The sequence below is a fragment of the Leeuwenhoekiella sp. A2 genome (assembly GCF_047946655.1).
In the GTDB taxonomy this organism is placed as follows: Bacteria; Bacteroidota; Bacteroidia; order Flavobacteriales; family Flavobacteriaceae; genus Leeuwenhoekiella.
This window is the reverse complement of the sequence record NZ_CP172311.1, coordinates 2,420,661-2,443,520: the sequence shown is the minus strand read 5'-3', so window position 1 is coordinate 2,443,520 and position 22,860 is coordinate 2,420,661. Positions and strand designations below refer to the sequence as shown.

Below are 22,860 nucleotides of genomic sequence, written 5' to 3'. Positions count from 1 at the left end.
TTTATATAAATTCATTATGAAATTTAATACGCATCATATATGAAGATAAGAGAGATTGATGCATTAAGAGGTCCTAATTACTGGTCTATACGCAGGCATAAACTTATTGTAATGGTACTCGATCTTGAAGATACAGAATACCTGCCCACACATAAGATTGAAGGCTTTAGCCAGCGGCTTCAAAATATGTTTCCCGGTATGTATGAGCACACGTGCTCAGAAGGTGTAAAAGGCGGTTTTTTTACACGCGTAAAAGATGGCACCTGGATGGGTCACGTTGCAGAACATATTGCCCTCGAGGTACAAACACTTGCCGGGATGGATACCGGTTTTGGGAGAACAAGGGGCTACGGCGAGAGAGGTGTTTATCAGGTGGTTTTCTCATATATAGAAGAAAATGTAGGCAGATATGCTGCAGAGGCTTCTGTGCGCATCTGTGAGGCTCTTATTCATGCAAAGCCTTATGATCTGGAAAAAGACATACAGGAAATGCGTGAGCTGCGCGAAATAGAGCGAATGGGACCAAGCACTCATGCCATAGTTTTAGAAGCAGAGCGCAGAGGCATCCCCTGGATTCGGTTAAATAAAAGTTCGTTATGCCAATTAGGTTATGGTTCTAATCAAAAGAGAATACAAGCTACCATTACCAGCAAAACAAGCAGCATTGGCGTAGAACTTGCATGCGATAAGGAAGAAACAAAAAGAATACTTGAGCAAGCGCAAATACCTGTACCTAAAGGTGAAATAATAGAAGACCCTGAAGATCTTAAAAATGTATGCTCGCATTTAGAATTTCCGCTTGTTATAAAACCCATAAACGGCAATCACGGCAGGGGCGTAACGGTAAATATAAATACCTACGAAGCCGCCGATCAGGCTTTTAAAATTGCTTCTGAAATTTCAAACAAAGTAATTGTAGAAAGGCATATTAGCGGAGAAGATTTTCGCCTTCTGGTCATTAATTATAAATTTGTCGCTGCCGCGAAAAGAACTCCCGCGCATATCATAGGTAATGGCACATCTACAATTAAAGAGCTTATTGAAGAGGTAAATAAAGATTCACGCAGAGGTTATGGTCATGAGAATGTGCTTACTATAATCACACTAAACGAGTTATCTCAAAATCTTATAAAAGCAAAGGGTTACACACCAGAAACTATAATCGCTAATGGCGAACTGCTAATTCTAAAAGACACTGCTAATCTTAGTACAGGCGGAACTGCAGAAGACGTCACAGATAGTGTACACCTTTCTAATCGCACAATGGCAGAGCGTATCGCGCGTCTTATAGATCTTGATATCTGTGGCATTGATATTATGACTACAGATATTACCAAGCCTGTATCTGAAACCGGCGGGACCGTTCTTGAAGTAAATGCAGCTCCCGGTTTTAGAATGCACCTTTCTCCAACTACTGGTTTACCCAGAAATGTTGCGGCTCCCGTAGTAGATGAATTGTTTCCTACAAAAGGAGACAAAGGCAGAATTCCCATTGTTGCTGTAACAGGAACTAACGGAAAAACAACTACAACACGCCTAATCGCACACATGGCAAAAATGAATGGTTGCCGCGTAGGTTACACGACAACAGATGGTGTGTATATTCAAAACCAACTTGTAATGAAAGGCGATTGCACCGGTCCCTTAAGTACTGAATTTGTCTTAAAAGATCCTACGGTCAACTTTGCAGTTTTAGAATGTGCCAGAGGTGGTTTATTGCGGGCGGGATTGGGTTTTCAAAACTGTGATGTTGGTATTGTTACTAATGTGGAAGAAGATCATCTTGGTCTTAGAGGTATTCATACCATAGATCAACTTGCAAGGGTAAAGGCCGTAATCCCAGAGACTGTCCTTCCTGACGGTTATGCAATTCTCAATGCAGATGATGATCGCGTTTATGCGATGCGTAAGAATCTCACCTGCAATATTGCGCTGTTCTCTATGCATGAGAAAAATCCACGAATTCTTGAATTTCAAAATAACGGCGGACTAACAGCTGTTTATGAAAACGGATATATAACCATAAGCAGAGGCGTATGGAAAATGCGGGTGATGAAAGCTGAGAATATTCCGCTTACTTTTAATGGTAAAGCATCTTTTATGATCGAAAATATTTTGCCCGCCGTAATTGCAGCAAATGTTAGCGGTATTAGTATTGACGATATTAAAGCCGCACTAGAGACTTTTGTGGCCTCACCATTACATACACCGGGAAGATTAAATTTATTTCAGTTCGAAAATTTTAAAGTCCTTCTTGATTACGCGCACAATCCTTCAGGAATGCGGGCACTCCAAAAATTTACAAATAACATCAACGCTTCGGTTAAAATAGGGATAATTGCCGGTATTGGCGATAGACGTCCAGAAGACACAACCGCTCTGGCGAGGATAGCCGCAGAAATGTTTGATGAGATCATAATAAGAATGGATAAATGCCTGCGCGGCCGCACCGAGGAAGAACTTATAAAAATGCTTCAAGAAGGTATAAAATCGGTTGATATCAATAAAAAAACGACTATTATTCCATCAGAAATTGAAGCGCTTACCTATGCCATGAATACGGCGCCACATAATGCTCTTATCGTTCTTTGTAGTGATGAAGTACGGGAAACTATTAGCCTTATGAATAATTTTAAAGAACAGGAATCACAAGGCGTGAATTACTTTCAAATCAATGCTTCTATTCAAGCAAAACCTCGAGAAAAACAGGTTTATAATTGAATTTATTAAAAAGAAAAATCCCTGCAAATGCAGGGATTTTTTTGTGACCCCGGAGGGATTCAAACCCCCAACCCTCAGAGCCGAAATCTGATGCGCTATTCAGTTGCGCCACGAGGCCATTATTGTTATGCTAATCTTGATTTTACTATTGATGAAATGGTTTTGCCATCTGCTTTACCGGCAAGTTGCTGTGAAGCCTGCCCCATCACTTTACCCATATCTTTCATCCCGCTTGCTCCCGTCTCTGCGATTATTTGATCTACCACAGCAGTAATCTCTTCTTCACTCATCTGCTCTGGTAAAAATTGAGCGATAACCTCAGCCTGAGCTAATTCGGGCTCTGCCAGATCTGCTCTGCCTTGTTCTGTATAAATAGCAGCACTGTCTTTACGTTGCTTTACTAGTTTCTGAAGCAATTTAAGTTCATCATCTTCACTTATCTCTTCTTTAGAACCAGTTTCAGTTTGAGCCAGTAAGATTGCAGATTTTATTGCGCGCAAAGAAGAAAGAGCATTTTGATCTTTAGCCTTCATAGCCTCTTTCATCGCGGTCATTACATCTGCCTGTAAACTCATTTTATGCTGTTTTATTTAGGTGTGCGAAGATAATGATATTTAAAATCATGAACCACATTTTGCTTTCAATTTTTATGAACTTAGAATATGTTGTAAATGAAATCTCTTCAGAAATAAAATTTAGGAAAACGCCAATAATTATAGTCCACTCTTTCTATTTTCTGCCCTTTTTAAGCGATTTTAGTCACTTTCTGCCGATTTTTTCCTTTCTAATTGAGATCTTTCTCCTGTAAATAAAAAACCCGAAACCATAATAGTTCCGGGTTTTCTCATGTAAATACTAACTAAATTTAATCTACATTATCGTGTAAAAATGAATTATTGCTACGTAATTGCACATCATCATTTCCGTCTGTTCCTAAGGTAGTACGTGATATTTTTCCCTGAGCTGAAGGATTCTCATCAAGATTCACGCCCATGCGCTTGTAAGCCGGTTGTTTCTCGATCTCATCAATCTTTGCATGATTATGATTGAACTTATAATTAAATTCTTTCATCATACGCTTACGCTCTGCCGCTCTTTCAGTAAGTAATTTTGATATAGGGCTGTTCATAGGATCCTCATCGCCCTCTACTGGTGCAGGTTGCGCTTTTGACTCTACAGTTCTTTTCTCAAAACCTATATAATCGTCTTCTTTTTTAGCTGCCAGTGCTTTTGCAGGAGCAGGCTTTGCTTTGTTAAGCTTCTCCTCCATTTCCATATAATCATCAAGACTATATCTTTTTTCACCTCTGTTGTTAACTTCGGTAACGGGAACAACTTCTACCGGATTATTTACTTCTATATTCTTAATATCGTCTTCTAATGTATAAACAATCTCCTTTTTTTCTTCCTGCTTAGGTGCTTTTGGTCTGTCCTCATTTATAGGCATATCAAAAGAAAAAGTGAATTGCTCTTCATCAATTGACTTAGGTTTTTCCTGATATTCTACAGGCTCATCAACACTTACGATCTCAAAATCTTCTTCTTCTACATTATAATCTATCACCTCCTCATACACTACCTGCAGATTGCGTATTAGATCTGTGGTAGGTATAAGATCCATCTCATTTTTTGAGGCAGCTTGTTTCGGCAACATAGCATCAAGCGGTTCTTCTTCCTCATCAAGTGTGTGAACAATAACCTGCTTTTCAGGCTTAGATTCTTCCTTTGGTGCAGAAACAGTATTTACAGGTCCGCCCGTACGCTTTGGCGAAAGGTCATGTTGTGCCTTTTGCTCGTCTTCAAGCGTATGGATTATCTTTTTAGTCTCTGTATTTACGATCTCATTCTGCTGTTCTACGTTAAACCCCGTTGCAATAATTGTTACTGCAATAGCATCACCCAGGCTCTCATCTTCACCCACACCCATAATGATGTTTGCACTGTGACCAGCCTCATCCTGAATGTGATCGTTGATCTCTCCTATCTCATCAATAGTGATTTCCTCATTACCAGAAACGATGAGCAACAATACGTTCTGTGCACCGGTTATCTTATTGTCATTAAGCAAAGGAGAATCTAAAGCTTTACGTATCGCATCTGTAGCGCGGGTACCGCCACTTGCATGCGCACTTCCCATAATTGCGGTACCACTGTTACTAAGAACAGTTTTTGCATCACGCAAGTCAATATTCTGCGTGTAATGGTGCGTAATTACTTCTGCTATACCACGAGAGGCCGTAGCAAGAACCTCATCTGCCTTACTAAAACCAGCTTTAAAGCCCAGATTTCCGTATACCTCGCGTAGTTTATTGTTGTTAATAACGATCAATGAGTCTACATGGCTACGCAAACGCTCTACACCTAATTGTGCCTGTGCATTTCTCATCTTACCTTCAAACTGAAAAGGAATTGTTACAATCCCCACAGTAAGAATATCCATCTCTTTTGCCATTTTTGCAAGTATAGGCGCTGCACCTGTACCGGTACCACCACCCATTCCTGCGGTAATAAATACCATCTTGGTATTTACACCAAACATCTGTTTGATCTCTTCTGTGCTTTCTATAGCAGCCTGCTCACCTATTTCTGGATTTGCACCAGCACCAAGACCTTCGGTAAGGCTAACACCTAACTGAATTCTTATAGGCACAGGACTGTTCTCCAGAGCTTGAGAATCTGTGTTGCAGACTACAAAATCTACACCTTTAATACCCTGGCTAAACATATGGTTTATAGCATTACTACCACCACCACCTACACCAATTACCTTGATGACATTACTTTGGTTTTTTGGTAAATCAAACGAAATGTTTTCAAAATCTGTGTTGCTCATAATATCTTGTTTTACCCGTTTTATTCTGTATTTATTCTTTTTCTTTTTTTTATTCGGCGTTATCTAAAAAATCCTTGAATTTTTCTGCCCACTTATCAAATATGCTTTTGCGTTCTCTCTTTACTTCAGGCTCCTCATGATAATCTTCTTCATAAGAAATATTTTCCTGTGGCAACGCTTCATCATCTTCAACTTCCTCTTCTACCACTGCTGTATCCTGAGGTTCTTCTTTGTGTAAATTATGCTCAAGACTATTCATAACAAGACCAACTGCTGTGGCATATAGAGGGCTCGTAGTTTCAGAATCACTATCACCGGCAAGATGCTCGTTAGGAAAACCTATGCGCGTATCCATCCCGGTTATATATTCTACTAGTTGCTTGAGATGCTTGAGTTGAGAACCACCGCCAGTTAAAACTATACCGGCGATCAGTTTCTTCTTTTGCTCTTCATGACCATAATTCTTGATCTCGAGATAAACCTGCTCTACGATCTCAACAACACGTGCGTGAATTATCTTAGAAAGGTTCTTAAGGGTTATCTCTTTAGGTTCACGACCACGTAAACCAGGTATTGAAACGATCTCGTTATCTTTATTCTCTCCCGGCCATGCAGAGCCAAACTTGATCTTAAGTAATTCTGCCTGCTTTTCTATAATTGAGCAGCCTTCTTTAATATCTTCTGTGATCACGTTGCCACCAAAAGGAATTACAGCTGTATGTCTTATAATTCCGTCTTTAAAGATTGCCAGATCTGTTGTACCACCACCTATATCAATCAATGCGACACCGGCTTCCTTCTCTTCCTGACTTAAAACCGCATTTGCAGAAGCAAGAGGTTCTAGGGTTATTTTATCAAGATTTAATCCGGCGCTTTTTACACAGCGACCTATATTTCTTATGCTAGAAACCTGACCTACAACCACGTGAAAATTGGCTTCCAGACGACCACCGTACATACCGATAGGTTCTTTTATTTCGGCTTGACCGTCAACTTTATATTCCTGCGGTAATACATGAATGATCTCCTCACCGGGTAACATAACCAGCTTGTGTACCTGGTTGCACAACATATCAATATCTCTGGCATTGATAACCTCATCTGCATTGGTCCTGGTGATATAATCACTGTGCTGTAAACTGCGTATATGTTGACCCGCAATACCTACAACCACATCTTCTATCTTTATACCAGAAACACTCTCAGCTTCCTGTACGGCTTGTTGTATAGACTGTATCGTTTGGGTAATATTATTTACCACCCCACGATGTACGCCCAGACTTTTTGACTTACCAATACCCAGTATCTCAAGTTTATGGTACTCATTGTAACGACCTATCATCGCTACAATTTTGGTAGTACCTATATCTAATCCTACTGCTATGTCCTTATGCTCCATAACTTATTTTTTAGTACCTACAACCTGACCTTTAAACCTAAGGTCTATCATGCTATACGCTTCTAAACTTTTATCTTTTAAAGCCTTTTGGTGAAAAGCTTTATAATTATTGAATTTTGACTGTAGGTTCTCAATCTTTCCCAGATTGATCTTATAGTTTAACACTCGGGGCGTAAGTGTGTAGCTACCATTTTTAACTCTGGATATACCAACTATCTGTTTATTAAGAAACTCATCATTTTTAATAAACATTAAAAGCGGGTAAATCTCACTAAGATTTTCTTTTGTCACACCTTCTGCTATTGGCACTCGTGCCGAATAGTTTGTTGATAAAGGCATTGTCTCTCCTTTATCATCAATATAAAAAGGTTGTGCAGACTGAATGCGCGCTAGTGGCTTTCTCTGCTTAACATTTGCACCAATGACACCGTCTACAGTAATGTAAACATCTGCATCATAAATCATTGCATTAGCATCCAGCTTATCTTCAAGCTCTTTCAAAACTAGAATTTCTTTTCCCTTACCCGTGAGTGCTACATCACTTTGTATTAACAATTTATTAACTGCATCTTCAGTTATAAAAAGGTTTTGATCGCCTTCAAAATTCACCTTTATATTTTCTATTTTTCGCACTGCATTTCTCTTATTTGCAAAAGCGAACAAAAATCCCGCAACACAAACTATAACAAGCATCTTTATGTAAAACCAATTCACTTTCATACCGCTAAAAGATTGGTTATTTTTAATATTTCTTCACCTATATCTCCAGCTCCCATCATGACCTGAATTCTCGCGCCAGAGTTTTGCATGGCCTGAGAGAGCTTTTCTTTTGAAACTATTTGCTTTCGCGAAAGCTTAATCTGCTCTAAAAGATGTTGAGAATCAACACCAGCAATAGGTTCTTCGCGTGCGGGATAAATATCAAGCAGGATCACCTCATCAAACATTGATAAAGAATCGGCAAATTGAGGCATAAAATCGCGCGTACGACTGAATAAATGGGGCTGAAAAACCGCCAGAACCTGCTCCCCCGGATACATTTCTCTCACCGATTGATGCACGGCCTCGATCTCTGTAGGATGATGTGCGTAGTCATCAATAAGTATTAAATCATTTGTTTTTATGCGATACGTAAATCGCCTGTTTACACCTTTAAAATTAAATAACGCCCCGGCAAGGCTTGAAATTGGGCTTCCGTAAAGGATTGCCATCGCCAGGGCTGTTACCGCATTAGACAGGTTGTGCCTGCCTGGTAGGTTAAACACTAAATTTTCAAGAATCCCGTCAGGATAATGCAGATCAAAGTGATAAGCCCCGTCCTGAATTCTAATATTTTGAGCGCTGTATTGCGCATTATCATCAACTCCCACGGTTACTCCCTCAAGTGGAAGTCCGTTTTGTATAAATAAAGTTCCGCCTTCTACAACCTGATCTGCAAAGGCTTTAAAACCTTCTGTTAAGGCTTCGGCATCGCCATAAATATCAAGATGATCTGCATCCATAGAAGTGATGCAGGCGATATTGGGATGCAAATGCAAGAAAGAACGATCAAATTCATCTGCTTCTGCAACTATAACTTCACTTCCCTTTTGAATCAGATTACTGTTGTAATTTTCTGCAATCCCGCCTAAAAAAGCGGTTACCGGCGCACCTGTTTCAGCAAGCAGATGACCCAGAATGCTAGATGTTGTTGTTTTACCGTGTGTTCCTGCAACTGCAAGACAGAATGTTTGTTTTGAAATCAAGCCCAGAACTTCTGCACGTTTCTTAACGGCAAATTCATTCTGTAAAAAGAATTGGTAACCGGCATGTGATTTAGGAACGGCTGGCGTAAAAATTACCAGTGTTTCTGCCCGATTTTTAATGAATTCTGGCAGATTTTCTACTTCGTCTTTATAAGTGATCTCAATACCCAGATCTTCTAAAGCTCTTGTAACAGCTCCCGGAGTTTTATCATAACCCGCCACTGTTTTTCCTTCAGCATGAAAATAACGAGCCAGCGCACTCATGCCTATCCCGCCAATGCCGATGAAATACAAATACTTTATGTGATCGAGTTTTGTCAACTTAAGCCGTTTTCTTTTTATCTATTAATTTCTCTATCTCTATGATTATATCCTGAGTTGCGTTAGGCAAAGCCAGTTTTTTGATGTTTTTTGCCAGTTTCTGCCTCTTTTCGACCGATTTTATCAATTCTGAAAAAACTACTTCAAAACCGTCAATTTCTTTCTCCGGAAGGAGAATTGCACCATCCTGATCTGCGATGGCTTTTGCATTTTTTGTCTGGTGATCTTCTGCCACATTGGGCGATGGTATAAAAATTACCGGTTTACCCACGATGCATAATTCTGAAACCGAACTTGCTCCAGCTCTGCTAATAATTACATCTGCAGCGGCATAAGCCATATCCATTTGATTGATATACGCCATTACTTTTACATCTTCACTTTCCGCACTCTTGTATTCTTCATAATACAATTTCCCGGTTTGCCAGATCACCTGAACGTCCTGCTCTTTTATATAATCAAGCGTATCTGCAATTAACTTATTGATCGCTCTTGCACCTAAACTACCGCCCAGAACAAGTAGGGTGGGTTTTGTTGGGTCTATATTATATTTCGCGAAAGCTTCTTCTCTTTTTTCTGAAATACTAAGCAAATCCTGACGCACAGGATTTCCTGTTTTTACGATTTTGTCTAAAGGGAAAAATTTCTCCATCCCATCATAAGCGACACAAATTTTCTGAACCTTTTTTGCTAATAGTTTGTTGGTTATTCCCGCATATGAATTTTGCTCCTGAATTACAGCCGGAATGTTTTTGCGTGTCGCCATTTCTAATAACGGTCCGCTGGCAAAACCACCGGTACCTATAACAGCATCGGGTTTGAATTTTTTAATGATTTTAGCCGATTTTAGCAGGCTACTGACCAGTTTTATGGGGAAGGCAAGATTAGATAAAGTAAGCTTACGCTGAATACCGGCAATCCAAAGTCCTTCTATTTTGTAACCTGCCTGAGGTACTTTCTCCATTTCCATACGGTCGCTGGCGCCTACAAACAGGAATTCTGCCTGCGGATGTCTTGCTTTTAAAGCATCTGCAATAGCAATGGCCGGGTAGATATGCCCCCCGGTGCCGCCTCCTGATATGATGAATTTATAGGGCTTCACTTAAAATATCTAATGGATTTTGTTCACTTTCTTCTTTAATTCTTATCTCTTCTCTTTTTGCGCTTACGCTCAAAACGATACCTACAGAAAGGCAGGTCATCCAGATCGAGGTACCACCGCTACTCACAAGTGGCAGAGTTTGTCCCGTTACCGGAAATAATTCTACTGCTACCGCCATATTTATCAACGCCTGAAAAACTATGGGCAAACCAACTCCTACGGCGACAAGTTTCCCAAAGATCGTAGGTGATTTGTGAGCAACTATTACAATTCTAAACAGCAACAACAAGTAAAGTCCCATAAGTGTCAAGCCGCCTACAAGCCCCCATTCTTCTACTATTATCGCATAAATAAAATCTGATGATGACTGTGGTAAAAAATTCTTCTGTACACTTTTACCGGGTCCTAAGCCTATAACTCCGCCTGTAGCGATAGCTATTTTTGCTTTTTCTATTTGGTAATCCTCTTCTGTATCTTCGCCATTAGCAAAATTTTCTATTCTACTTGTCCATGTGTCTACCCGGTTAGGAAACACACCAGGAAATGCTCTCGCTGTTAAAATAAAAAGCGTCAAAATAAGCAGTCCTGCGCCTACTATAGCACCAAGATATTTCACAGGATAACCACCAAGAAATGTCAAAACCACAATCATAGCAAATATTATCGCGGTTGTAGAAAAGTTAGCAGGGAGTATTAAAGCCAGCACCAAGGCCACAGGCAACCATAACGGAACGATACTTTCTTTAAACGTGATAACCTGATCCTGTACTTTAGACAAGTATCTAGCTACATATACCATTAAAACCACGGCAGCAAGCGTAGATGTTTGAAAAGTGATTCCTACTACCGGTATTTTAATCCATCTACTGGCATTAGCACCGTCTATGGTTGTGCCTTGCGCCATTGTGACAATTAGCATTATAAAGATCACAGGAAGCATAATTATAGACAACCCTCTAAAATAATGATAGGGTATTCTATGTACACCGTATAAAATACCAAAGCCCAATACAAGATGCATAAGGTGCTTTATGAGATACTGAACGGTATCGCCATCCCCGCCATATAAGTAAGCAAGATTACTACTGGCACTGTACACCGGTAAAAAGGAAAATAGTGCCAAAAAAGCTACTACAGCCCAGATTGCCCGGTCTCCTTTAAGATTTATAAATATGTTGGTCTTGCTGGCCAAATTTGGTTTTTTATTTGTTTATAGATTGCGCACTGCATTTTTAAACTGACGCCCTCTGTCTTCGTAATTTTCAAAAAGGTCAAAGCTTGCACAAGCAGGAGAAAGCAAAACGCTATCGCCTTTGTGAGCGAGTTTGTATGCGATCTTTACAGCTTCGGTTATAGATTGTGTTTCTATAATAACTTCTACCATGTTAGAAAAAGTATCCATAAGCTTTTTGTTATCTACGCCCAGGCAGATAATAGCTTTCACCTTTTCATTCACAAGTGGGAAAAGATCATGATAATCATTCCCTTTATCTACTCCTCCTACAATCCAAACTGTGGGGGTTGTCATACTATCTAGCGCATAGAAAGTAGCATTTACATTTGTAGCTTTTGAGTCATTGACGTACTCAACGTTGTTGATCTTTAAAACATGTTCAAGTCTGTGCTCTACACCCTGAAAACCCTCAAGACTCTCTCTTATTGTGGCTTTACGAATGTTTAACAACCGTGATACCGTAGCCGCCGCCATAGCATTTTTAGCATTATGCGTACCTTTTAAAGAAAGATCTGTTGTTGACATATTAAATTTTTTATTACCTGTTGTTAGTATAATCTCGTTGTTAGCCAAATAGGCTCCTTGTTTTATTTCTTTTGAAACTGAAAATGGTAAAAGCTGTGATTTTACAGGATGCTCTTTTAACCAGTTTGTTATTACTTCATCATCTGCATCATAGATCAAATAATCATCTTCTGTCTGATTCATCGCTATGCGAAATTTTGAAGCGATGTAATTCTCAAATTTGTAATCATATCTGTCAAGATGATCTGGTGAAATGTTAGTTATAACCGCTATGTGTGGTGCAAAATCTATAACCCCGTCAAGCTGAAAACTACTTATCTCAAGCACATACGCATCCTGATCATTCTCTGCCACCATTTTTGCAAAACTGTCACCTATATTACCGGCAGCTGCCGCCTTTATACCTGCTTGTTGCAATATAAAAGCAGTAAGCATCGTGGTAGTTGTTTTACCATTACTCCCGGTGATTCCTATTAAGGTCGCATCTGTATATTTTGATGCGAATTCAATTTCAGAAATCACAGGAATATTTTTCGCTCTAAGCGCTTTTACAATTGGCGCTTTGTCTGGTATACCCGGACTCTTCATCACCAGGTCTGCATTGAGAATTATATCCTCGTTATGACCTAGCTCTTCCCATTCAATTCCAATATTTAAAAGAACGTCTTTATAGGTTTCTTTTATTTTTCCGAAGTCTGAAACAAAAACTTCATAACCTTTTTTCTTACCCAAAATAGCTGTACCAACACCTGATTCTCCCGCTCCTAGCACAACCAAACGCTTACACATTTACGATTGATTAGATTTATAATTTATTCGATTGCGAACTGTTTTAATTGACGCAACGGTTATAGCTACTAGTTCATCTCCTTCTTTATGCAACCTTTTTAATTCTTGTATCTCTTTATTTCCTAACTCCATTAAAATTTCTAACCAATACATGCTTTCATCTGCCTCTTCTTCCACAATTTTCAACTTGTTCAGAAAATCCTTGTTAGATTTAGCCCTGCAAGCAGCACGATAATTCGCTCCAACTGAAGCAGAACTTCTAATTAATTGTCGGCAATAAGCGTCAAAAGTCCTATCTCTTGGAATTTCTCTACAGAGCAAACCACAGTCAACAGCAATTCTTTTAGTGCGTTTTTTTATTACCTCTTGCATTATTAATCATTTATAAATCTTCATTCTGCAATCTTAAATCGCCAATCATTTTATCTCACTTTTAGTGTTACAATGGTGATAATTGCCAGTAAAATGCCGATAATCCAGAATCTGGTGACGATTTTACTTTCGTGTATTCCGCGTTTTTGATAATGATGATGTAAAGGCGACATCAAAAAAATGCGTCTTCCTTCTCCATGTTTCTTTCTGGTATATTTAAACCAACTCACCTGCATCATTACCGATAGTGTTTCCATAAAGAAAACTCCGCATAAAACAGGTATCAATAATTCTTTCCGTATTGCGATAGCTATGACAGCTATTATTCCGCCAATTGTAAGACTCCCGGTATCACCCATAAAAACCTGCGCCGGGTAGGTGTTGTACCAGAGAAAACCTACCAAGGCCCCCACAAACGCAGTGATATAAATTACCATCTCGCCGGTACGCGGGATGTACATTACATTGAGATAATCACTGAAAACAATATTGCCCGAAACCCATGCAAAAATGCCCAAAGTGAGCACAATAATAGCCGAAGATCCCGCTGCTAGTCCGTCGATACCGTCAGTAAGATTGGCACCATTTGAAACCGCGGTAACAATGAAAATCACTATGGGAATAAAAATTAACCACGCGTATTTTACATAGTCTTCACCTAACCAACCTATCAGCCGGCTGTAGTCAAACTCGTTGTCTTTAGTGAATGGAATGGTGGTAGTTAAAGCTTTTTCTTCAGAATTAAATTCACCCACAGAATTCTGCGTTATTTTCTCCTGACTGTATTTAGGATTTATAATTTCTTTTTTAATAGTAACATCTGGATGAAAAAACATCGTAACGCCTACAATAATCCCAAGCCCTACCTGACCTACGATTTTAAAATTACCATGTAAACCATCTTTATTTTTCTGCTTGATCTTTAAATAATCATCCAGAAAACCAATTGCTCCCATCCACAGTGTTGTGACAATTAAAAGAATTACATAAATATTATCAAGCTTTGCAAAAAGCAGCACCGGTATGAGCGTTGCCATAATTATAATAATACCACCCATTGTAGGAGTACCGGCTTTTTCTACCTGACCTTCAAGACCAAGGTCTCTTATAGACTCGCCAAGTTGTTTTTTCTGTAGATAAAGAATTATGCGCTTACCCCAAATTGTAGAAATTGCCAGTGATAACAATATCGCCATTGCAGCTCTGAAGGATATAAACCCAAACAATCCGGCTCCCGGGAGGCCGTATGTTTTTTCCAGATAATTAAAAAGGTAATATAGCATGTCTGTAATTTGTTTCCCACGTGATCTGGGAACGTCTTTATTTATTTAATTTCTTCAAGGTTTCAAGTACAATCTTATAATCATCAAAGTCTGTACGCTTGCCATTAACTTCCTGATACGTCTCATGTCCTTTCCCGGCGATTAAAATGATGTCATTCTCATTTGCGAGTTGACATGCCGATTTAATTGCCTGCTCGCGGTTTGTGATAGAAACCACTTTTTTAAAATTCTGTGGTTCTACTCCTTTTTCAATTTCTTTTATAATAGTCTCAGGATCTTCAGTACGAGGATTGTCACTGGTGAAAATTGTATGTGTACTTAAAGCTGAAGCGATATGTCCCATTTTTGGGCGCTTTGTTCTATCTCTGTCTCCGCCACAACCCACAACAGTAATAAGTTGCTCATTTTTAGTACGGATATCATTAATTGTTTCCAGCACATTTTTAAGCGCATCTGGTGTATGTGCGTAATCTACAATTGCTGTGATTTTTGATGGCGAAATAAAATATTGAAACCGGCCGCTAACGCTTTCCAGTTCACTTAGTAACTGTAAAGCCTCAAGTTTATCAAGACCTAATTCTTCTGCGGCAGCGTAAATAGCAAGTACATTATAGGCGTTAAAAGAACCTATCAATTTTACCCAAACTTCATGCTCCTGCACCTTTAAAAGCAATCCTGTAAATTGATTCTCTAAAATCTGCGCGTGATAATCTGCAAATGATTTTAAAGCATAAGTAAGCTTGCGCGCTTTAGTATTTTGAAGCATTACCAGCCCATTCTTATCGTCTATGTTTGAAATTGCAAAAGCAGTCTTAGGCAGATTATCAAAAAAAGATTTTTTCACATCCCTGTATTCTGCGAAGCTTGAATGGTAATCAAGATGATCGTGTGTAAGATTTGTAAAAACCCCACCTGCAAATTCTAAACCTTGTGTGCGTTTTTGATGAATACCGTGAGAACTTACTTCCATAAAGCAATATTCTACACCAGCTTCGTTCATCTCCAGCAAGTACTTATTTATCGTAAGAGGATCTGGCGTCGTATGCGTTGCGGGATGCTCTTTATCACCTACCAGAATTTTTACTGTTGAAAGTAAACCCGCTTTAAAACCTGCTTTAGTAAATAATTGATGCAATAAAGTAGCAATAGTGGTTTTACCATTAGTGCCGGTTATACCAACCAGCTTGAGGTTTTGAGACGGGGTTCCATAAAAATTGGAAGCCATAATAGCTAAAGCCGAAGCTGTATCTATAGTTTGTACGTAAGTAATACCATTAACAAAATTATCGGGTAATTCTTCACAAATAATGGCTAAAGCACCCTTATTTTCGGCCGTTTTTATATAATCATGACCATCAGATTTTGTCCCTCGCACAGCGACAAAAACATCGTCCATCCCGATCTTACGCGAGTCAAATTGAATCTCACGCACGGCAATAGCCGTACTTCCCACTACAGATTCTAGTGATACTTTATACAATATGTCTTTTAACTGTATCAAGATAACTGAAGTATGATTTGTTGATTCTTTTCTACTTTTCCGCCAGGTTTTAGTGACTGATTCTTCACCTTCCCTGTACCGCTAAATTTCACTTTCAGCCCTAAATTCTCAAGCAGAGCCACAGCATCCATACCGCTCATCCCTTTTACATCTGGCACCGTGCTGTATTTCTTTTGAGCTTTTGTATAGAAATTCTCAAAATCTGTATTTATCGAAGATGTATTCTCATCTGCAAGTTTTACCTCATCTACAACCGGCGTATCTGTATATACTTTTTGCGCGATCTTTTTAAACACGGGCGCAGAAACGATATTACCATAATACCCTATACTTTTCTTAGGCTTATGAATGACAACAATGCACGAATATTTAGGATTATCTGCAGGAAAATAACCGGCAAATGAAGCGATATATCGGTTAGGTTCTATCCAATATTCGGTTTGACAGGTTCCTGTTTTGCCCGCCATAGAAAATGCCGGAGTATAAATATTTTTAGCCGTTCCCCGCTCTACAACATGCTTCATCATGTCTTTAACCTTAGCTATTGTTTCCTTTGAACAGATCGCCGGATTTATAACTTCTTTTTCAAACTTTTCTACCGAAACATCCCACTTTTTGATCTCTTTTATAAATCGAGGTTTTACCATCTCCCCATCATTAGCTATCGCATTGTAGAAAGTAAGTGTTTGCAAGGGCGTTATAGCTACACCGTAACCAAAGGCCATCCAGGGCAAAGTTGTACCGTACCAGTTCTTATCACCGGGATAAGGAAACCTGGGGTTGCCTTCTCCTTTAATAGAAAGACCCAATTTCTCATTAAGACCCATATTATAAAGACGCTTTAAAAAACGTTTAGGATCATCTTTATAACTTCCGTTTATCAATTTGGCGAAAGCCGTATTTGAAGAAAGCTCAAAGGCTTTTGCAGCAGAAATCTTACCGTAACCACCCCAGTGCGAATCGTAAACTGTGCGATTGTAAAATTTTACCCGGCCGTTTTCTGTATCTACCACCGTGCTGCTGTCTATTACTTTATCTTCAAGCGCAGCAACCATGGCCATTAACTTAAAAGTAGATCCCGGCTCAGCAGCTTCATAAACCGCATAATTGCGATCTTCGTAATATTTACCGTCTTCAGTTCTACCCAGATTAGAAATAGCTTTTATTTCACCGGTTTTCGTTTCCATAACAACCACGCAACCGTGATCAGCTTCAAAGTGCTCTAAAGCTTCAAGCAGAGAATGATGTGCTATATCCTGAATATTTGCGTCTATTGTAGAAATAACATCATAGCCATCCTGAGGCTCAACAATGTTATCTATGCCAATGGGTTTCCACTGGCCTTTACCTATGCGTTGCTTTAATCTTCTCCCTTCAGTTCCTTCAAGATAATTATCAAAAGCGCCTTCAAGTCCCACACGGGTTTTATGACCCGCCTCATCTTTACGCACATAACCAATAGTACGCTCAGCGATTTTATCTAAGGCATGCTCTCTTACCGTATGTTGCTCTGAAATAATACCACCTTTATAAGGGCCTTTATTAAATAATGGAAGTGATTTTATCTCCAGATATTTAGAATATCCAATATTTTTACCAATAAATAAATAGCGATTGTGATTTGCTCTCGCTTTACGCAGCCTGTCTATGTGGTACGACGGCGTATTACCTAAAAGTCTTGAAAGACCTTTACCCAGATCTTTTATATTAGCTTCAAAATCTTCAGCTTTAGGAGCCAAAGCGTCAAACCTTATCTCATATTTAGGCACAGAAGTAGCAAGCAAACTACCGTCACCAGCATATAGGTTACCGCGGTTTGCAGGAATATCAAACATCTTCTCTGTACGCGCCTCTGCTAACTCCTTATATTTTTCGCCTTGAGCGAACTGAATATTGATGAGTTTAAACGCGACGAAGAAGGCGAAGATGAACATACCTCCTGCCACAAAATACATCCGGTTTAATATGTCCTTCTCGCTTACTGCCATTAGAACTTTACTCTTTTGTTTTTACTTTAATTTTTTTAGGCGGAACTTGTGATGGTTTTATGCCTTGTGGCGAAATGCGCCGTGTAATAGCGCTTTCCATTTTTAACCGCCGTACTGCAAGCCGCGTGTCTACAAACTCGCTGCGCAGTTCTTTTACTTCTGAGCTCAACTTTGAGATCTTATGTACTTTTTTATCTGCACTGTGCGAACTCGCAATCATCACAATTGCCAGCACAGACAGAAAGATTATCATACGCCAGTTCTTGATCGCATCATCACTGATGAGAAACTTCCCCTTGAGAATATGATAAATACCTTCTTTCATTATATTAAATGCGCTCTGCCACTCTTAACTTAGCACTGCGCGCTCTGTTATTTAATTTGATCTCCTCTTTAGAGGGAACTATTAAACCGTTCACCTTTTTAAAAGGAACGGTAAAATTGCCAAACATGTCTTTTTCAGGCTCCCCTTCAAAAAGACCGTTACGCATATATCGCTTAACAAGCCTGTCCTCAAGAGAATGATATGAGATTAAACTCAACCTGCCCCCGGGTTTCAAAAGCTGCTCCGTTTGTTGCAAAAACTCTTTCAACACCGCCAATTCCTGATTAACTTCTATGCGAATAGCCTGATACACTTGAGCTAAAACTTTATTCTCCCTGTTCTTTGGCAAAAAAGGACTCAAAATCTCCTTAAGCTCATCTGTTGTTTTTACAGCATTATCCTTTCGCTTAGAAACTATTGTTCTCGCAATTTTAGGAGCACTTCGCAGTTCGCCATATTGCAAAAGAACACTTGCCAGATCACCTTCAGCATATTCATTTACCACATGATAAGCAGACAGCTTGCTATTTTGATCCATCCGCATATCGAGAGAAGCTTCAAAACGTGTTGAAAAACCACGCTCTGCAACGTCAAACTGATGTGAAGACACACCAAAATCACCTAAAATTCCATCTACATGAGAAAGACCGTAAAAGCGCAAAAAGCGCTTTATATGCCTAAAATTCTCATTAATAAGCGTAAACCGCTCATCATCTATTTTATTTAAAAGAGCGTCTTGATCCTGATCAAAAGCATACAACTTCCCATTCTCTCCTAACCTGCTTAAAATCTCTCGAGAATGACCACCACCACCAAATGTGACATCAACATATACGCCGTCTGGCTTAATATTGAGTCCATCAACAGTTTCTTTTAGTAAAACCGGGTTATGATAATCCATCAGGTATTTCTATTTGATCTCCCATCACATCTTCTGCAAGCGATGCAAAATCATCTGCATCAACATCTATAGCCTGCTCATATTTGTCCTTATCCCAGATCTCTATAATATTAACCTGAGACGCTAAAACAATCTCTTTATCTATAGCCGCAAAACCCACAAGATCTTTTGGGATTAACAAACGACCAGACGAATCTGCCTCAACAATTTTAACGCCCGCGGTAAACTTGCGGATGAAATCGTTATTCTTTTTTACAAAGCGATTGAGTTTATTGATTTTTTGCATCAATATTTCCCACTCTGTCATAGGATACAACTCTAAACAATTCTGAAACAATGACCGCTTTAGCACAAAACCATTCTGTAGAACCGGAGCCAACTGCTTCTTTAAAGCAGTGGGAACCATGAGCCTACCTTTGGCATCTACTTTACATTCATATGTCCCGGTAAAATTGAGCAAGGAAGAATTGAGATTTTAGCATTTACAAATTCAAATATAGAGAATTTATTACCACATTTTACCACTTTCTACCACTTTGTTGATAAATCACCCCACTTGTTGATTAAAGCTGTAGTTATCAACAATTAGGTTTTGAGGTCAATGATTGATTATAAGTTTACTAGTACTTCTTGAACCTGATTCCCGTTATTAAGTGATTCAATTAGGTGTAAATGTCTATATTTGTCACCAAGCCTGTTGCTGACCAACTATGAAGCACGAATTAAAAACCGAAGGTAAATTTACCTATCTAGAAGCCGGTGAGGGAACCCCAATCGTTATCCTTCACGGCCTAATGGGCGGGCTAAGTAATTTTGATGGTGTTACAGATTATTTCTCACAAGTGGGATACAAGATCGTCATCCCTGAGCTGCCTATTTACTCTACTCCACTTATAAAAACCGGAGTTAAAACCTTTGCAAAATACCTCAATGACTTTTTAAAATTTAAAGGTTATAAGGAAGTTATTTTACTGGGTAATTCTCTGGGAGGGCACATTGCCCTTTACCACACAAAACTTTATCCTAAAGTGATGAAGGCTCTTGTAATTACCGGAAGTTCTGGTCTTTATGAAAGCGCTATGGGAGAAAGCTATCCTAAACGTGGTGATTATGAATATATCCGCAAAAAGGCAGAAGATGTATTTTACGATCCTAAGATAGCAACAAAAGAAATTGTAGATGATGTTTACAACACCGTTAATGATCGCAATAAACTTTTAAAAACTTTGGCTATAGCCAAAAGTGCCATTCGTCATAACATGGCTCAGGATCTTCCCCACATGCCTACTCCTACATGCATAATCTGGGGTAAAAATGATAACGTTACTCCTCCAGAAGTTGCAGAAGATTTTAATAAGCTTTTACCTGATTCTGACCTGTTCTGGATAGATGAATGCGGCCACGCCGCGATGATGGAAAAACCGGAGGAATTCAATCAAATTTTCCATAATTGGCTTAAAAAACGAAATTTTTAAGCGAAAGCTATGCAAATTAAATCGGCAGAATTTTTAGTAAGCAATTCAAGTGTGGCAAAGTGCCCGCAAGACAGGCTGCCAGAATATGCTTTTATAGGACGATCTAATGTAGGTAAATCATCACTTATCAACATGATAACAGATCGTAAAAATCTAGCAAAAACCTCCTCCAGACCAGGAAAAACGCAATTAATCAACCATTTTTTGATCAATAAGAACTGGTATCTGGTAGATTTACCCGGTTATGGTTACGCAAGAGTCTCTAAAAAAGCTAAGAAGGAATTTCAAAAATTTATCACTAATTATTTTGAAGAGCGAGAGCAACTTGTTTCTGCTTTTGTTCTAATAGACTGCAGGCATGAGCCTCAACCTATAGATCGGGAGTTCATCCAATATCTGGGAGAAAGTCAAATACCTTTTTCTATTATTTTTACTAAAGCTGACAAACTGAAGCCCAAAGCACTTGAAAAGAATATTGAAGCCTATAAACAATCTTTACTTGAAGGAGCCTGGGAAGAAATGCCGAATTATTTTGTAAGCAGCGCAGCTCACGGTTCTGGCAAGGATGAAATTCTCAATTACATAGGCGACATCAATGAGCAGCTTAAAGAAGCTTAAGCAAGTCTTTCTTTAATCCTAGTGATCAACTGTCGAGAATTCATAAGTGTATCTAATTCATGAGGATGAATTAAGACTTCTATTGCATCATTCATAACCACAAGAACTACAGGAAATTGATAGTGTGGCAGAAATTTAGAAGCAAACGCTTTCTGAAACTCCTGCTTATGATAAAACTCCATCGTGTAACCAGATTTCTTTCTAAAATCCTTCCAGAGTTTCTTTTCACCTAAAAAGCCATGCGTTATTTTGCAAAGAGAGCAGGCGTATGTTTCTGGTTTGAGCAGCTTATGTAAAGTATCTGCCAGCCCATTTGCAACGCCCGCTTCTGCATTATATACAAAGAGAAGTTTTTCTCTCTGCATTAATTTTTCTTGATCTCCAGCTTTTCTGCAAAATACTCACAGAAATCGTGCATTGTAGCGGTCATTTTCTCATCACCTGTAGCGCGGTTAAAGGTTTCTGCCATACCTACTAAAGTTTGATGAAAGAAAACCTTCATCTCATCTACCGGCATATCTTTCGTCCACAGGTCAATTCTTGCAGCTTCTTGCTTTTTGTGATCCCAGAGTGAAAGCATAATCGCCTTTGCAGGTTCATTGTGCACACCACCATCAGGAGCATTCCAGCTTATATTTTCCGGAACTCGATTTTCATCAAGTTCTACATTAAGTTGAATCTGTGTTTTTATAGTATCTGCCATTATTTACTTGGTTTATATTTTGCGTTTTCAAAAATTTCATCTGTCGTTTTGCCCGAAAGCATTTGCAGAGGTACATTATTTTTTTTCATGTAAGAGCTCACGATTTGCCATCCTATATATCTTCCTAACCGCGGTGGGGAATCATTATCAAACTCCAGATAGAATTTAGAAAATGGTGCCGGGTTTATAAAGCGCTCCAGCAATTTACTGTCTGTTTCAAAAAGTAACTGGCGCTCTACAAAGTATGTCCATATATTAACCTCATTTTCTTCTGCCCATTCTAACTGATCTGGCGTGTATGAGATTATTTCATTATTCGCTTTAAGCGAAAGCAACTCCTGCATAATATAAAGTCGTTTTCCCTGGTATATTATTTCGTCTAAAAACCGACGTTTTGCAGGACGCTTTATTAATTTTTTCGCGAAAGCTGAGGCTACATCTACCGGTATCTGCTCTTTATTAAAGTTTTGCGAGTAGAATTGTTGTATACCTTTATAAAACCTGTGATCACTGCCCAGATAGGTATCAAGGGCTACTATTAAAAGTGAATCTGCCAGAATAACCTTATTGTGATAATCTACGTCTGACGTAATGGTAACAACGGTAGGCAGGGTCGTTTTAGGGAAATAGTATTTTATGTGTTTATATAAGAGATCAAGCTCTTCCATTTCCTCATTAAAGTCAGGAAACTTTTGCTCAACCTCATTATTAAGTTCATTTTGCAGCGTGTCATTTAATTTCTTCTCCCAAAATGAAGTATCATAGCGCTCTGGGAACAAATAAGGGTACTTCTTTATCAACTGCGGCAGACCTGTTGTGTCTGCACTTGCAAACTCACGATCAAATCGTTCCAGCTGTAGATTTACATGAATTTTTGCAATTTCTTCAGGAACTTGTTTATCTTCATTGCAGGATACAAAAGCGATCAAAAAAATCAGGCAAAACACACAAAAAAATCGCGTAAAGTGGCACGCTTTCAAGCCAAAATTTTTAAAATTTAGTATTTTCACCATCCATAAGAAAAT

At 39.0% G+C, this 22,860-nt stretch carries 21 protein-coding genes and 1 tRNA gene; 3 read left to right on the top strand and 19 right to left on the bottom strand.

The annotated features are described in order from the left end of the window. Nucleotides 1-39 precede the first annotated feature (39 nt). Nucleotides 40-2,721 (top strand): cyanophycin synthetase, encoded by a 2,682-nt coding sequence (gene cphA, locus ACH3PA_RS10805; RefSeq protein ID WP_416444368.1) that lies wholly within the window; start codon nt 40-42, stop codon nt 2,719-2,721. 44 nt (nt 2,722-2,765) lie between these two features. Here the strand turns inward: cphA and ACH3PA_RS10800 are convergent. From ACH3PA_RS10800 to mraZ, 16 genes are all read right to left on the bottom strand, one after another. Continuing rightward, nucleotides 2,766-2,839: transfer RNA gene (locus tag ACH3PA_RS10800), tRNA-Arg, on the bottom strand. 7 nt (nt 2,840-2,846) lie between these two features. Continuing rightward, a complete protein-coding gene (locus tag ACH3PA_RS10795; RefSeq protein ID WP_416444370.1) occupies nt 2,847-3,296 on the bottom strand; it encodes a GatB/YqeY domain-containing protein in 450 nt (149 codons plus the stop codon). Nucleotides 3,297-3,586: 290 nt separating this feature from the next. Next, nucleotides 3,587-5,554, bottom strand: a complete 1,968-nt coding sequence (gene ftsZ, locus ACH3PA_RS10790) for a cell division protein FtsZ (protein WP_416444372.1) — start codon at nt 5,552-5,554, stop codon at nt 3,587-3,589. Between the two features lie 49 nt (nt 5,555-5,603). Then, the gene (gene ftsA / locus ACH3PA_RS10785; protein WP_416444374.1) at nt 5,604-6,953 is read right to left on the bottom strand and encodes a cell division protein FtsA; all 1,350 of its coding nucleotides are present in this window, start codon (nt 6,951-6,953) and stop codon (nt 5,604-5,606) included. Nucleotides 6,954-6,956: 3 nt separating this feature from the next. After that, nucleotides 6,957-7,673: a cell division protein FtsQ/DivIB gene (locus ACH3PA_RS10780; RefSeq protein WP_416444376.1), complete on the bottom strand. Its 717-nt coding sequence runs from the start codon at nt 7,671-7,673 to the stop codon at nt 6,957-6,959. Then, a complete protein-coding gene (gene murC / locus ACH3PA_RS10775; RefSeq protein WP_416444378.1) occupies nt 7,670-9,019 on the bottom strand; it encodes a UDP-N-acetylmuramate--L-alanine ligase in 1,350 nt (449 codons plus the stop codon). Before murC ends, ACH3PA_RS10780 begins: the two co-directional genes overlap by 4 nt. Nucleotide 9,020: 1 nt before the next feature. After that, complete coding sequence (gene murG / locus ACH3PA_RS10770; protein WP_416444380.1) at nt 9,021-10,121, bottom strand: undecaprenyldiphospho-muramoylpentapeptide beta-N-acetylglucosaminyltransferase; 1,101 nt, start codon at nt 10,119-10,121, stop codon at nt 9,021-9,023. Then, nucleotides 10,108-11,313, bottom strand: a complete 1,206-nt coding sequence (locus tag ACH3PA_RS10765; protein ID WP_416444382.1) for an FtsW/RodA/SpoVE family cell cycle protein — start codon at nt 11,311-11,313, stop codon at nt 10,108-10,110. Before ACH3PA_RS10765 ends, murG begins: the two co-directional genes overlap by 14 nt. A gap of 18 nt (nt 11,314-11,331) precedes the next feature. Further along, on the bottom strand, nt 11,332-12,669 hold the full coding sequence (gene murD, locus ACH3PA_RS10760; protein WP_416444384.1) for a UDP-N-acetylmuramoyl-L-alanine--D-glutamate ligase: 1,338 nt from the start codon (nt 12,667-12,669) through the stop codon (nt 11,332-11,334). Next, nucleotides 12,670-13,041 carry a four helix bundle protein gene (locus ACH3PA_RS10755; RefSeq protein WP_416444386.1) on the bottom strand — a complete coding sequence of 124 codons (372 nt, stop codon included), beginning with the start codon at nt 13,039-13,041 and terminating at the stop codon, nt 12,670-12,672. A gap of 50 nt (nt 13,042-13,091) precedes the next feature. Next, a complete protein-coding gene (gene mraY / locus ACH3PA_RS10750) occupies nt 13,092-14,324 on the bottom strand; it encodes a phospho-N-acetylmuramoyl-pentapeptide-transferase (protein WP_416444388.1) in 1,233 nt (410 codons plus the stop codon). A 37-nt stretch (nt 14,325-14,361) separates the two neighbouring features. Beyond that, on the bottom strand, nt 14,362-15,825 hold the full coding sequence (locus tag ACH3PA_RS10745; protein ID WP_416444390.1) for a UDP-N-acetylmuramoyl-L-alanyl-D-glutamate--2,6-diaminopimelate ligase: 1,464 nt from the start codon (nt 15,823-15,825) through the stop codon (nt 14,362-14,364). Beyond that, nucleotides 15,822-17,813, bottom strand: coding sequence for a penicillin-binding protein (locus ACH3PA_RS10740; protein ID WP_416444392.1), 1,992 nt, complete (start codon nt 17,811-17,813; stop codon nt 15,822-15,824). The genes ACH3PA_RS10745 and ACH3PA_RS10740 overlap by 4 nt, the downstream gene beginning before the upstream one ends. A 7-nt stretch (nt 17,814-17,820) precedes the next feature. Next, on the bottom strand, nt 17,821-18,138 hold the full coding sequence (locus tag ACH3PA_RS10735; protein ID WP_416444394.1) for an FtsL-like putative cell division protein: 318 nt from the start codon (nt 18,136-18,138) through the stop codon (nt 17,821-17,823). A 4-nt stretch (nt 18,139-18,142) separates the two neighbouring features. Then, entirely contained in the window at nt 18,143-19,039 is an 897-nt protein-coding gene (gene rsmH / locus ACH3PA_RS10730; RefSeq protein WP_416444396.1) for a 16S rRNA (cytosine(1402)-N(4))-methyltransferase RsmH, read from the bottom strand. Beyond that, complete coding sequence (mraZ, locus tag ACH3PA_RS10725; protein ID WP_416444398.1) at nt 19,026-19,499, bottom strand: division/cell wall cluster transcriptional repressor MraZ; 474 nt, start codon at nt 19,497-19,499, stop codon at nt 19,026-19,028. The genes rsmH and mraZ overlap by 14 nt, the downstream gene beginning before the upstream one ends. Nucleotides 19,500-19,749: 250 nt before the next feature. Here mraZ and ACH3PA_RS10720 point away from each other — a divergent pair, with 250 nt between their 5' ends. Together ACH3PA_RS10720 and yihA are read left to right on the top strand one after the other, a co-directional pair. Then, nucleotides 19,750-20,514: an alpha/beta fold hydrolase gene (locus ACH3PA_RS10720; protein ID WP_416444400.1), complete on the top strand. Its 765-nt coding sequence runs from the start codon at nt 19,750-19,752 to the stop codon at nt 20,512-20,514. 9 nt (nt 20,515-20,523) lie between these two features. After that, nucleotides 20,524-21,132: a ribosome biogenesis GTP-binding protein YihA/YsxC gene (yihA, locus tag ACH3PA_RS10715; protein ID WP_416444402.1), complete on the top strand. Its 609-nt coding sequence runs from the start codon at nt 20,524-20,526 to the stop codon at nt 21,130-21,132. Here yihA and ACH3PA_RS10710 read toward each other — a convergent pair. Genes ACH3PA_RS10710 through gldB form a run of 3 tightly spaced genes read right to left on the bottom strand, consistent with a single transcriptional unit; the run spans nt 21,129 to nt 22,764 of the window. Continuing rightward, nucleotides 21,129-21,497, bottom strand: coding sequence for a GTPase (locus ACH3PA_RS10710; RefSeq protein WP_416444404.1), 369 nt, complete (start codon nt 21,495-21,497; stop codon nt 21,129-21,131). The two genes, yihA and ACH3PA_RS10710, sit on opposite strands and share 4 nt — an antisense overlap. Then, a complete protein-coding gene (gldC, locus tag ACH3PA_RS10705; protein ID WP_416444406.1) occupies nt 21,497-21,835 on the bottom strand; it encodes a gliding motility protein GldC in 339 nt (112 codons plus the stop codon). The genes ACH3PA_RS10710 and gldC overlap by 1 nt, the downstream gene beginning before the upstream one ends. Next, nucleotides 21,835-22,764, bottom strand: a complete 930-nt coding sequence (gene gldB, locus ACH3PA_RS10700) for a gliding motility lipoprotein GldB (protein ID WP_416444408.1) — start codon at nt 22,762-22,764, stop codon at nt 21,835-21,837. Before gldB ends, gldC begins: the two co-directional genes overlap by 1 nt. Between the last annotated feature and the right edge of the window lie 96 nt (nt 22,765-22,860).

Bases quoted from the DNA above. Each gene is read 5' to 3' on its own strand.
- cphA (WP_416444368.1), top strand. From the start codon at position 40: ATGAAGATAAGAGAGATTGATGCATTAAGAGGTCCTAATTACTGGTCT.
- ACH3PA_RS10795 (WP_416444370.1), bottom strand. From the start codon at position 3,296: ATGAGTTTACAGGCAGATGTAATGACCGCGATGAAAGAGGCTATGAAG.
- ftsZ (WP_416444372.1), bottom strand. From the start codon at position 5,554: ATGAGCAACACAGATTTTGAAAACATTTCGTTTGATTTACCAAAAAAC.
- ftsA (WP_416444374.1), bottom strand. From the start codon at position 6,953: ATGGAGCATAAGGACATAGCAGTAGGATTAGATATAGGTACTACCAAA.
- ACH3PA_RS10780 (WP_416444376.1), bottom strand. From the start codon at position 7,673: ATGAAAGTGAATTGGTTTTACATAAAGATGCTTGTTATAGTTTGTGTT.
- murD (WP_416444384.1), bottom strand. From the start codon at position 12,669: ATGTGTAAGCGTTTGGTTGTGCTAGGAGCGGGAGAATCAGGTGTTGGT.
- ACH3PA_RS10755 (WP_416444386.1), bottom strand. From the start codon at position 13,041: ATGCAAGAGGTAATAAAAAAACGCACTAAAAGAATTGCTGTTGACTGT.
- mraY (WP_416444388.1), bottom strand. From the start codon at position 14,324: ATGCTATATTACCTTTTTAATTATCTGGAAAAAACATACGGCCTCCCG.
- ACH3PA_RS10740 (WP_416444392.1), bottom strand. From the start codon at position 17,813: ATGGCAGTAAGCGAGAAGGACATATTAAACCGGATGTATTTTGTGGCA.
- ACH3PA_RS10735 (WP_416444394.1), bottom strand. From the start codon at position 18,138: ATGAAAGAAGGTATTTATCATATTCTCAAGGGGAAGTTTCTCATCAGT.
- rsmH (WP_416444396.1), bottom strand. From the start codon at position 19,039: ATGGATTATCATAACCCGGTTTTACTAAAAGAAACTGTTGATGGACTC.
- ACH3PA_RS10720 (WP_416444400.1), top strand. From the start codon at position 19,750: ATGAAGCACGAATTAAAAACCGAAGGTAAATTTACCTATCTAGAAGCC.
- yihA (WP_416444402.1), top strand. From the start codon at position 20,524: ATGCAAATTAAATCGGCAGAATTTTTAGTAAGCAATTCAAGTGTGGCA.
- ACH3PA_RS10710 (WP_416444404.1), bottom strand. From the start codon at position 21,497: ATGCAGAGAGAAAAACTTCTCTTTGTATATAATGCAGAAGCGGGCGTT.
- gldC (WP_416444406.1), bottom strand. From the start codon at position 21,835: ATGGCAGATACTATAAAAACACAGATTCAACTTAATGTAGAACTTGAT.